The 11,526-nt window shown below is 65.1% G+C and carries 9 protein-coding genes; 8 read left to right on the top strand and 1 reads right to left on the bottom strand.

The annotated features are described in order from the left end of the window. The first annotated feature begins 45 nt into the window (after positions 1 to 45). The 6 genes from ACNFCI_RS12940 to cmoB all read left to right on the top strand — a co-directional run bounded on the left by ACNFCI_RS12940 (position 46) and on the right by cmoB (position 8,884). On the top strand, positions 46 to 1,392 hold the full coding sequence (locus ACNFCI_RS12940) for a carbohydrate porin (protein WP_084855967.1): 1,347 nt from the start codon (positions 46 to 48) through the stop codon (positions 1,390 to 1,392). A gap of 30 nt (positions 1,393 to 1,422) precedes the next feature. Further along, positions 1,423 to 3,834, top strand: a complete 2,412-nt coding sequence (locus ACNFCI_RS12935; RefSeq protein WP_368829664.1) for a glucose/quinate/shikimate family membrane-bound PQQ-dependent dehydrogenase — start codon at positions 1,423 to 1,425, stop codon at positions 3,832 to 3,834. Positions 3,835 to 4,068: 234 nt separating this feature from the next. Further along, the gene (gene lon, locus ACNFCI_RS12930; RefSeq protein WP_416768008.1) at positions 4,069 to 6,489 is read left to right on the top strand and encodes an endopeptidase La; all 2,421 of its coding nucleotides are present in this window, start codon (positions 4,069 to 4,071) and stop codon (positions 6,487 to 6,489) included. Between the two features lie 217 nt (positions 6,490 to 6,706). Then, the gene (locus ACNFCI_RS12925) at positions 6,707 to 7,099 is read left to right on the top strand and encodes a protease inhibitor I42 family protein (protein WP_084855962.1); all 393 of its coding nucleotides are present in this window, start codon (positions 6,707 to 6,709) and stop codon (positions 7,097 to 7,099) included. Between the two features lie 88 nt (positions 7,100 to 7,187). After that, on the top strand, positions 7,188 to 7,931 hold the full coding sequence (gene cmoA / locus ACNFCI_RS12920; RefSeq protein ID WP_084855960.1) for a carboxy-S-adenosyl-L-methionine synthase CmoA: 744 nt from the start codon (positions 7,188 to 7,190) through the stop codon (positions 7,929 to 7,931). Beyond that, positions 7,928 to 8,884, top strand: coding sequence for a tRNA 5-methoxyuridine(34)/uridine 5-oxyacetic acid(34) synthase CmoB (gene cmoB / locus ACNFCI_RS12915; RefSeq protein ID WP_368829663.1), 957 nt, complete (start codon positions 7,928 to 7,930; stop codon positions 8,882 to 8,884). Before cmoA ends, cmoB begins: the two co-directional genes overlap by 4 nt. A 98-nt stretch (positions 8,885 to 8,982) precedes the next feature. Here cmoB and ACNFCI_RS12910 read toward each other — a convergent pair whose 3' ends face one another. Then, positions 8,983 to 9,186: a hypothetical protein gene (locus ACNFCI_RS12910; protein WP_084855957.1), complete on the bottom strand. Its 204-nt coding sequence runs from the start codon at positions 9,184 to 9,186 to the stop codon at positions 8,983 to 8,985. Between the two features lie 265 nt (positions 9,187 to 9,451). Here ACNFCI_RS12910 and ACNFCI_RS12905 point away from each other — a divergent pair, with 265 nt between their 5' ends. Together ACNFCI_RS12905 and ACNFCI_RS12900 are read left to right on the top strand one after the other, a co-directional pair. Next, complete coding sequence (locus tag ACNFCI_RS12905; RefSeq protein ID WP_084855955.1) at positions 9,452 to 10,126, top strand: heavy metal response regulator transcription factor; 675 nt, start codon at positions 9,452 to 9,454, stop codon at positions 10,124 to 10,126. Next, the gene (locus ACNFCI_RS12900) at positions 10,123 to 11,505 is read left to right on the top strand and encodes a heavy metal sensor histidine kinase (protein ID WP_368829662.1); all 1,383 of its coding nucleotides are present in this window, start codon (positions 10,123 to 10,125) and stop codon (positions 11,503 to 11,505) included. The genes ACNFCI_RS12905 and ACNFCI_RS12900 overlap by 4 nt, the downstream gene beginning before the upstream one ends. Positions 11,506 to 11,526 lie beyond the last annotated feature (21 nt).

The raw sequence follows: 11,526 nt of genomic DNA, 5'->3' as shown, positions 1-11,526 counted from the left end.
GATGCGATTGCCGTTGCCCAATAATCAAAAAGATAGCGCTATCTCATGTTCCAACTGCCCAATATCCGCTTTTCGAGCCTTGCCCTCGCCACCCTCCTCTGTGGCCTGCCCTCCACCAGCGGCGCCCATGAAATGTTCGCCAGCGACTCGCCCTGGATGCTCGGCGACTGGAACGGGACCCGCAGCGAACTGCTGGAAAAAGGCTACGACTTCACCTTCGGCTACACCGGCGAAATGGGCAGCAACCTGCATGGCGGCTACGACCATGACCGCACCGCGCGCTACAGCGACCAGTTCACCTTCGGTAGCCACCTGGACCTGGAGAAGATCCTCGGCTGGCACGACACCGAATTCCAGCTGACCATCACCGAACGCCACGGCCAGAACATCAGCAACGACCGCATCAACGACCCGCGTGTCGGCGGTTTCACCTCGGCCCAGGAAGTCTGGGGACGCGGCGAAACCTGGCGCCTGACCCAGCTGTGGATCAAGCAGAAGTACTTCGATGGCGCTCTGGATGTGAAATTCGGCCGCTTCGGCGAAGGCGAGGACTTCAACAGCTTCCCCTGCGACTTCCAGAACCTGGCGTTCTGCGGCTCCCAGGTGGGCAACTGGGTGGGCGGCATCTGGTACAACTGGCCGGTCAGCCAGTGGGCACTGCGGGTGCGCTACAACCTCAACGACGAGCTCTACGCCCAGGTCGGCGTGTTCGAGCAGAACCCCTCGAACCTGGAGTCGGGCAACGGCTTCAAGCTCAGCGGCAGCGGCACCCAAGGCGCCGTCATGCCGATCGAACTGGTATGGAGCCCACGGGTCAATGGACTTAAAGGGGAATATCGCGCCGGCTACTACTACAGTAATGCCAAGGCACAGGATGTTCTGAAGGACAGCGATGGCCAGCCAGCAGCCCTGAGCGGCCAGGCCTACCGCAGCAGCTCGAGCAAGCATGGCTTCTGGCTCGGCGCGCAGCAGCAGGTGACCTCGCTGGCTTCCGACCAGTCCCGCGGCCTGAACCTCTTTGCCAATGCCACGATGCACGACAAGAAGACCAATGCCATCGATAACTATGTTCAGGCAGGTGTGGTGTACAAAGGGCCTTTCGATGCCCGCGCCAAGGACGACATCGGCTTCGCCCTCGCCCGCGTGCACGTCAACCCCGGTTACCGCAAGAATGCCCGCCTCATCAACCAGGCCGCTGGCCTGGACGACTACGACAATCCCGGCTACCTGCCCGTGCAGGACACCGAATACAGCGCCGAACTCTACTACGGCATCCACCTTGCCGACTGGCTCACCGTACGCCCCAACCTGCAGTACATCCGTCATCCGGGCGGTGTGTCGCAGGTCGACGCCGCCCTGATCGGCGGCCTGAAGATCCAGAGCAGTTTCTAACCCCACCCTTCGACCTACGGAGAACATACGATGAGCACTGACGGTGCCAAGAATGGAACCCGCTGGCTACCGCGCCTTCTGGGCGTGCTGCTGTTGCTGATGGGCCTGGCCCTGCTGGCCGGTGGCATCAAGCTGAGCCAGCTGGGAGGTTCCCTGTACTACCTGATCGCCGGCATTGGCTTTGCCTTGTCCGGTATCCTCCTGCTGGCCATGCGCCGCATCGCCCTGGGCCTGTACGGCCTGGTGCTGCTGGGCAGCACCGCCTGGGCCCTGTGGGAAGTGGGCCTGGACTGGTGGCAACTGGTGCCGCGCCTGGCCATCTGGTTCGCCATCGGCGTGCTGCTGCTGCTGCCCTGGGCCCGTCGCCCGTTGGTCGGTCCTTCCTCCAAGGTCAACACAGCCCTGTTGAGCGTCGCGGTCGTCGCGTCCGGCGCCAGCGCCCTGGGCAGCCAGTTCACCCACCCGGGCGAAGTGTTCGGCGAACTGGGCCGCGAGAGCAGCGAGATGGCCAGCGCCGCACCGGCCATGCCGGACGGTGAGTGGCAGGCCTACGGCCGTACCGAACACGGCGACCGTTATTCGCCGCTGCGCCAGATCACCCCGCAGAACGCTTACCGCCTGGAAGAGGCCTGGCGTATCCGCACAGGCGACCTGCCGACGGAAAACGACCCGGTGGAGCTGACCAACCAGAACACACCGCTGAAGGTCAATGGCAAGCTCTACGCCTGCACCGCCCACAGCAAGCTGCTGGCCCTGGACCCGGACACCGGCGCTGAGATCTGGCGCTACGACCCGCAGGTCAAGAGCCCGGTCGGCACCTTCAAGGGCTTCGCCCACATGACCTGCCGCGGCGTCTCCTACTACGACGAGAACCGCTATGTCAGCCGTGACGGCAGCCCCGCGCCGAAGATCTCCGAGGCCGGCCAGGCCGTGGCCCAGGCCTGCCCGCGTCGCCTCTACCTGCCGACCGCCGATGCGCGCCTGATCGCCATCAACGCCGACACCGGCAAGGTCTGCGAAGGCTTCGCCAACCAGGGCGTGATCGACCTGACCCGCGGCATCGGCCCGTTCACCGCCGGTGGCTACTACTCCACCTCGCCCGCAGCGATCACCCGTGACCTGGTGATCATCGGCGGCCACGTGACCGACAACGAGTCGACCAACGAGCCGTCCGGCGTCATCCGCGCCTACGATGTGCACGACGGGCGCCTGGTGTGGAACTGGGACAGCAACAACCCGGACGACACCGCGCCCCTGGCCGACGGCAAGATGTACAGCCGCAACTCGGCCAACATGTGGTCGATCGCTAGCGTCGACGAAGAGCTGGGCATGATCTACCTGCCGCTGGGCAACCAGACCCCCGACCAGTGGGGTGCAGACCGCACCCCAGGCGCCGAGAAGTACAGCGCCGGCATCGTCGCCCTGGACCTGGCTACCGGCAAGGCGCGCTGGAACTACCAGTTCACTCACCACGACCTGTGGGACATGGACGTGGGCAGCCAACCGACCCTGGTGCACCTGAAGACCGACGACGGCGTCAAGCCGGCGGTCATCGTGCCTACCAAGCAAGGCAGCCTGTATGTGCTCGATCGCCGCGACGGCACCCCGATCGTGCCAATCCGCGAGATCCCGGTACCCCAGGGCGCAGTGAAAGGCGACCGCACCTCGCCGACCCAGGCCCGCTCGGACCTCAACCTGCTCGGCCCTGAGCTGACCGAACAGGCCATGTGGGGCGCCACGCCGTTCGACCAGATGCTGTGCCGCATCCAGTTCCGCGAACTGCGCTACGAAGGTCAGTACACCCCGCCGTCCGAGCAGGGCTCGCTGGTCTACCCAGGCAACGTCGGTGTGTTCAACTGGGGCAGCGTCTCGGTCGACCCGGTGCGCCAGCTGCTGTTCACCTCGCCGAACTACATGGCCTTCGTCTCGAAGATGGTGCCGCGTGAGAAAGTCGCCGCCGGCAGCAAGCGCGAGAGCGAGACCAGCGGCGTGCAGCCGAACACCGGTGCGCCGTACGCGGTGATCATGCACCCGTTCATGTCGCCGCTGGGCGTGCCTTGCCAGGCGCCGGCCTGGGGCTATGTGGCCGCCATCGACCTGTTCACCAACAAGGTCGTGTGGAAGCACAAGAACGGCACCACCCGCGACAGCACCCCAGTACCGATCGGCCTGCCCGTGGGCGTACCGAGCATGGGCGGCTCGATCGTCACCGCAGGTGGCGTGGCTTTCCTCAGCGGCACCCTGGACCAGTACCTGCGTGCCTATGACGTGAACAACGGCAAGGAGCTGTGGAAAGCTCGCCTGCCAGCCGGCGGCCAAGCCACACCGATGACCTACACCGGCAAGGATGGCAAGCAGTACGTGCTGGTCACCGCTGGCGGCCATGGTTCGCTGGGCACCAAGATGGGTGACTACATCATTGCCTACAAGTTGGCCGAGTAACGTTCCCGAGCCCCGCCTGCGGGGCTCATTGGCCTGAACCGCCTCATCGCCGGCAAGCCGGCTCCCACCTGTCCTGCGCTGTTTTCAGAAACACCGCCATACCTGTGGGAACCGGCTTGCCGACGATGAGGCTCGTGCAGGTCACGCACGGATGAAACCCTCCCCCTCGTCTACCATTGAAACCTGCCAACCACCGCCCCATCTAAGCACCATAGTCATTCACGCAGGTGCCCCATGAGCGACCAGCAGGATCTTCCGGACCACCCAGACGAACACGAAACAGTCGAACACCTCGAAGCCAAGGCCACACCTGGCCACCACCTCGCCCTGCCCGGCCAGCAACTGCCGGACAAGGTCTACGTGATCCCGATTCACAACCGCCCGTTCTTCCCGGCCCAGGTCCTGCCGGTGATCGTCAACGAAGAACCCTGGGCGGAAACCCTCGACCTGGTGGCCAAGACGCCACACCATGCCCTGGCGCTGTTCTTCATGGACGAGCCCGCCGAAGACCACCGCCATTTCGACACCTCGGCCCTGCCGCAGTACGGCACCCTGGTCAAGGTCTACCATGCCAGCCGCGAGAACGGCAAGTTGCAGTTCGTCGCCCAGGGCCTGACCCGGGTGCGCATCCGCACCTGGCTCAAGCACCATCGCCCGCCCTACCTGGTGGAGGTGGATTACCCGCGCCAACCGGCCGAGCCCACCGACGAAGTGAAGGCCTACGGCATGGCCCTGATCAACGCGATCAAGGAGCTGCTGCCGCTCAACCCGCTGTACAGCGAAGAGCTGAAGAACTACCTCAACCGCTTCAGCCCCAACGACCCGTCGCCCTTGACTGACTTCGCCGCGGCGCTGACCTCCGCCACCGGTTCGCAGTTGCAGGAAGTGCTCGACTGCGTGCCGATGCTCAAGCGCATGGAGAAAGTCCTGCCGATGCTGCGCAAGGAGGTCGAGGTCGCACGCCTGCAGAACGAGATCTCCGCCGAGGTCAACCGACAGATCGGCGAGCACCAGCGCGAGTTCTTCCTCAAGGAACAGCTCAAGGTCATCCAGCAGGAGCTGGGCCTGACCAAGGACGACCGCAGCGCCGACCTCGAGCAGTTCCAGCAACGCCTGGAAGGCAAGACCCTGCCGGAGCAGGCGAAAAAACGGATCGACGAAGAGATGGGCAAGCTGGCGATCCTCGAGACCGGCTCGCCCGAATACGCCGTCACCCGCAACTACCTGGACTGGGCCACCGCCCTGCCCTGGGGCGTGTACGGCCAGGACAAGCTCGACCTCAAGCACGCGCGCAAGGTCCTCGACCAGCATCATGCCGGCCTCGACGACATCAAGGAGCGTATCCTCGAATTCCTCGCCGTCGGAGCCTGGAAGGGTGAGATCAGCGGTTCCATCGTGCTACTGGTGGGCCCGCCCGGGGTGGGCAAGACCAGTATCGGCAAGTCCATCGCCGAGAGCCTCGGCCGGCCGTTCTACCGCTTCAGCGTCGGCGGCATGCGCGACGAGGCAGAGATCAAGGGACACCGGCGCACCTACATCGGTGCCCAGCCAGGCAAGCTGGTGCAAGCGCTGAAGGACGTCGAGGTGATGAACCCGGTGATCATGCTCGACGAGATCGACAAGATGGGCCAAAGCTACCAGGGCGACCCGGCCTCTGCCTTGCTCGAGACCCTCGACCCCGAGCAGAACGTCGACTTCCTCGACCACTACCTGGACCTGCGCCTGGATCTGTCCAAGGTCCTGTTCGTGTGCACCGCCAACACCCTGGATTCGATCCCCGGCCCCCTGCTCGACCGCATGGAAGTGATCCGCCTCTCCGGCTACATCACCGAGGAGAAACTGGCGATCGCCAAACGTCACCTGTGGCCCAAGCAACTGGACAAGGCCGGCGTGGCCAAGAGCAGCCTGAGCATCAGCGACAGCGCCCTGCGCACGGTCATCGAGGGCTACGCCCGCGAGGCCGGTGTCCGCCAGCTGGAAAAACAGCTGGGCAAGCTGGTGCGCAAAGCGGTGGTCAAGCTTCTGGAGAACCCCGACGCCAAGCTCAAGATCGGCACCAAGGACCTCGAGCCGGCCCTGGGCATACCGGTGTTCCGCAGCGAGCAGGTGCTGGCCGGCAAGGGCGTGATCACAGGCCTGGCCTGGACCAGCATGGGCGGGGCCACCTTGCCGATCGAGGCCACCCGTATCCATACCCTCAACCGTGGCTTCAAGCTCACCGGCAAGCTGGGCGATGTGATGAAGGAATCCGCCGAAATCGCCTACAGCTACGTCAGCTCCAACCTCAAGCAGTACGGGGGCGACCCGAGCTTCTTCAACGAAGCCTTCATCCACCTGCACGTACCCGAGGGCGCCACGCCCAAGGATGGCCCCAGCGCCGGCATCACCATGGCCAGCGCCCTGCTGTCCCTGGCCCGCGACCAGGCGCCGAAGAAAGGCGTGGCCATGACCGGCGAGCTGACGCTGACCGGGCAGGTACTGCCGATCGGTGGCGTGCGCGAGAAGGTGATCGCGGCACGCCGGCAGAAGATCTTCGAGCTGATCCTGCCGGAAGCCAACCGCGGTGACTTCGAAGAACTGCCCGACTACCTGCGCGAAGGGTTGACGGTGCATTTCGCCAAGCGCTTCGCCGACGTGGCGAAGGTATTGTTCTGATGCTGTAAAACGCCCATCGCCGGCAAGCCGGCTCCCACCTGTCCTGCGCTGCTTTCAGAGACACCGCTATACCTGTGGGAGCCGGCTTGCCGGCGATGGGGCCAGCCTCAGCGCTGGCCATATGTGTGGGGCTTGTCCCGCGAGCGGGCCGGCCAGGCAACACAAAACGCCACCCGGTTCGGTTATCCTCAGGCCATCGCCAGCCTACGGAGCCACCATGACCACCTTTCGTCTGCTCGCCCCCCTGGGCCTCGCCCTGCTCACCGCCTGCGCCCAGCACCCTACGCACACCGTCGAACTGGACGCCGAGAGCGAATGTCCCCAACACCTTCAGGTCGGCCAGAACCTGACCCTGACCCTACCCAGCAACCCCAGCACCGGGTACCGCTGGCTGGTGCAGAACCCTGCACCGGAGGTCCTGCAAGGCATGGGGCCGGAGGTCTACAACACCCCTGAGGAGGCCGGTATCGTCGGCAGTGCCGGGACATCCACCTGGCGCTTCCAGGCCAAGGCCAGCGGCGAGGGGCACCTGATCCTGGTCTACCAGCAGCCCTGGGCGCCGGAAGTACGGCCGGTGCAAACCTTCGACTGCGCGATCCAGGTGCAATAACGGCTGTTTCCGATCAGTCGGTCATGCATCCGCGTCACGGTTTGGCTAAAATGCCCGCCCTTCATATCGCCAGCCAGCCGGACCCACCGTGAGCAAAGAACCCGACCGCCTTTTCGCCCAGCCACTGGAGCAGGTGCCAGACTTCGTCTTCAACGAGGATGTGGTGCGCGTGTTCCCGGACATGATCAAGCGCTCGGTGCCCGGTTACCCGACCATCGTCGAAAACCTCGGCGTGCTTGCCGCCCGCTTCGCCCAGCCGAACACCGCTCTGTACGACCTGGGCGCTTCGCTGGGGGCAGTGACCCAATCGCTGCGCCGCCATGTGCGCAACGATGGCTGCCGGGTCATCGCGGTGGACAACTCCGCGGCCATGGTCGAACGCTGCCGCCAGTACCTGACTGCACAGGACTCGATGTTCCAGGAACTGCTGCCGGTGCAGGTGCTCGAGGCGGATATCCTCACCCTGCCCCTGGAACCGGCCTCGGTGGTGGCGATGAACTTCACCCTGCAATTCATCGCGCCCGAGCGACGCCTGCAACTGCTCGGCCGTATCCGCCAGGCCCTGCTGCCCGGCGGCGCGCTGATCCTTTCCGAGAAGCTGCGCTTCGAGGACGACCAGGAGCAGACGCTGCTCAACGAACTGCACCTGGACTTCAAGCGGGCCAATGGCTACAGCGAACTGGAAATCGCCCAGAAGCGCAGCGCCATCGAGAACGTGATGAAACCCGACACCCTGCAAACCCACACGCAGCGCCTGCGCGACGCGGGGTTCTCCAAGGTCGTCCCCTGGTTCCAATGCCTCAACTTCGCCTCACTGATTGCCCTGCCATGATCGATCTCTCTCCCCTCGTCCGCCGCCTGGCGGGAACCCCGCTTGCCGCTTGGTCCCAAGGCCTGCAGGCACAACTGCAGGCCAAGCTGGAAAAAGGCCACGGTGACCTCGACCGCTGGCGCGGCGCCCTGGAGGCCCTGCCGCAGTTGACGCCGAGCGAGATCGACCTGGCCAACGGCCTGCGCCTGGACTGCGCCTGCGACCAGGCCACCCGTACCCGCATGCATGACGCTCTGATGGGCCTGTCGCCGTGGCGCAAGGGGCCGTTCGACCTGTTCGGCGTGCACGTGGACACCGAATGGCGCTCGGACTGGAAGTGGTCGCGGGTCAGCCCGCACCTGGACCTCAAGGGCAAGCGCGTGCTCGATGTCGGCTGCGGCAACGGCTACTACCAGTGGCGCATGCTCGGTGCCGGTGCCGACATGGTGATCGGCGTCGACCCGAACTGGCTGTTCTTCTGCCAGTTCCAGGCGGTGCAGAAATACCTGCCCGACCTGCCCGCCTGGCACTTGCCGTTCGCCCTGGAAGAGCTGCCGGCGAACCTGGAAGGCTTCGACACCGTCTTTTCCATGGGGGTGTTCTATCACCGACGCTCGCCCATCGAGCACCTGCTGGCGCTCAAGGACTGCCTGGTCAAGGGCGGCGAGCTGGTACTGGAGACCTTGGTGATCGAGGGTGACGAACACCAGGTGCTGGTGCCCGAGGACCGTTACGCGCAGATGCGCAATGTCTGGTTCCTGCCGTCGGTGCCGGCGCTGGAGCGCTGGCTGCGCCGGGCCGGGTTCAGCGATGTGCGCTGCGTGGATGTCAGCGTCACCAGCGTGCAGGAGCAGCGCAGTACCGACTGGATGCGCTACCAGTCGCTGGAGCACTTCCTCGACCCGAACGACCATAGCCGCACGGTCGAAGGCCTACCGGCGCCGCGCCGCGCTACCTTGCTGGCACGCAAATAAAAAGGGCGTCCCGTCAGCCATTGCGCGTTCATAGCAGCGGCTCTCGGAACGCCAAACACACCTTCGACAGCGGAGCACCTGCGAAGGCGACGACACCGTCAATCCTTGGCCAGCTCGCGGGTCTTCTCCTGCGCCTTGCGCTCCCGCGCGACCACCGCTCGCTCCTTGTCGCCATGGACACGCTGCTGGTCTTGCCGGAACGCTTCCCAGAACTGGCGGGAACGCTCAGCACCGCCTTCGGCCAGCGCCACAGTGCTGCCCAGGGTGAGTACGGCGAGCAACAGATACTTGGTCAGGTTCATCGTGTTTGCCTCGTGTGATAGCCATTCATGGAGCCATCCTAGCGAGGCACAGCTAACGCCAAGGTGAGGCGGACATTACAGTGCTGCAAGGCTTGCCCCCTCGCACGGCCCTCGAAAGGCACCGGCCTATCGCCAGGATGACCGCTGCATTACAAATCCGTTATCCGCGGCCCCTCGCCATTCGCATGCCGTAACATCCCTGCCCTTGACCCTGATCCTGCTACAGGGTCGAGAATCGCCGCCTTTCACCACACGAGCCCTGCCCATGCGCCTACTGATCATCGAAGACGAGTTGCGTACCGCCGATTACCTGCAACAAGGCCTGCGCGAGAACGGCTACGTGGTCGACTGTGCCCACACCGGGATCGATGGCCTGCACCTGGCCCGGCAGCAGCCCTACGACCTGGTGATCCTCGACGTCAACCTGCCGGAACTCGACGGCTGGAGCGTGCTGCAACGCCTGCGGGCCGAGTCGTCCACGCGCATCATGATGCTCACGGCTCACGGTCGCCTGGCCGATCGGGTCCGGGGGCTGGACCTGGGCGCCGACGACTACTTGCTCAAGCCGTTCGAGTTTCCCGAACTGCTGGCACGTATCCGCACCCTGTTGCGGCGCAACGACCAACACCTGCAACCGAGCACACTGCGCGTTGCCGACCTGGAGCTGGACCCCGGCCGCCACCGCGCCTTCCGTGCCGGCCGGCGTATCGACCTCACCGCCAAGGAGTTCGCCCTGTTGCACCTGTTGATGCGCCAGAGCGGCGAAGTCCTGTCGCGCACACAGATCATCTCGCTGGTCTGGGACATGAACTTCGACTGCGACACCAATGTCGTGGAAGTGTCGATCCGGCGCCTGCGGGCGAAGATCGACGACCCGTTCGAAGACAAGCTGATCCACACCCTGCGCGGTGTCGGCTATGTGCTCGAGGCTCGTCCGTGAAGCAGGCAAGCCTGTCCCTGCGCCTGGGCCTGTCGGTGACCCTCATGGGCGCCGCGCTGGTGTTGCTACTGGCTTGCCTGGCCGTATTCGCCCTGGACCATGAACTGGACAGCCGAGCACGCAAGGACCTGACGCGCAAGATGCTGCAGGTCGAGCACAACCTGCGCGTGGACCTGCGCAACGAAGACCTGGGCCGGCGTGCCCATCCCTTGCTCGACCTGGTCATGGGCCATGACAACCTGAGCCTGAGCGTGCTGGCCCTGAACGGTCGCCACCCTTTGCTGTTGAGCCTGGGCCCAGCCTTGGCGGCCCAGGCGAGCCAGCTGCCAGTCGAATCACGACTGACCTTCCATGCCTGGGCCGACAGCGCCGGCAACCAGTTCCTCACGGCCACCCGACTGATGCGCCTGCGCGACGACACGCCCGTGCGGGTGATGATGTCGCTCAACCGCGCCGACGACAGCGCCCTGCTCCAGGCCTACCTGCACTCGACCCTGCTCGCATTGCCGCTGCTGCTGCTGCTGATCGGCTTCAGTGCCTGGAAGCTGGTTCAACGCGGCCTGCGCCCGTTGCGCCACTTCCGCCGCGTCGCCGGCCGGGTGTCGGCCCAGGAGCTGGAGCATCGTCTGCCCGACAGCGACTTGCCCCATGAACTGGCCGAGCTGGCCAGGGCCATCAATGTCATGCTCGACCGCCTGGACCAGGGCGTCAGCCAGCTGTCCCAGTTTTCCGATGACCTGGCCCACGAATTGCGCACACCTATCAGCAACCTGATGGGCAAGGCCCAGGTCACCCTGGCCCGCGAGCGCGACGCCCCTCGTTACCGGGAGGCCCTGGAGGAAAGCGTCGAAGAACTGACCCGGCTCAACCGCATCATCAACGACATGCTCTTCCTCGCCCAGGCCAGCCAGCCGCAGGCTCAGCTCTCCCAGGTGCCGCTGGCACTGGCCGAGGAAGCCGGGCGAGTCGTCGAACTGTTCGCCTACAGTGCCGAGCTCAAGGGGGTCGAACTCCGCTTGCGAGGCTGGGGCACGGCACTTGGGGACCGGCTGATGTTCCAGCGGGCACTGTCCAACCTGCTGAGCAATGCCATCCGACACAGCCCGGAGAACCAAGTGGTGGAGGTAGCGATCGAGCGTCGAGGCGACGAAATCAGGCTGGCGGTGGAAAACCAGGGGCCGGGCATTGCCCAGGCACACCTGCCGCACCTGTTCGAACGTTTCTATCGGGCAGGGAGTGGGCGCTCCCGGCAGGAGGGCGGAACAGGCCTGGGGCTGGCGATCGTGAAGTCGATCATGCAGTTGCATGGAGGGCGGGTCGAGGTCAGCAGCCAGAGCCAGGGGCCGACGCGGTTCGCCTTGGTGTTTCGGGCAGAATGATGTTTGCCGTCTGGCCTGATC

Origin of the sequence: Pseudomonas sp. NY15356 (assembly GCF_048068175.1) — a bacterium.
GTDB classification, from domain to species: Bacteria; Pseudomonadota; Gammaproteobacteria; order Pseudomonadales; family Pseudomonadaceae; genus Aquipseudomonas; species Aquipseudomonas putida_K.
The sequence above is the reverse complement of the archived record's forward strand: the minus strand, read 5'-3'. Positions and strand labels throughout refer to the sequence as shown.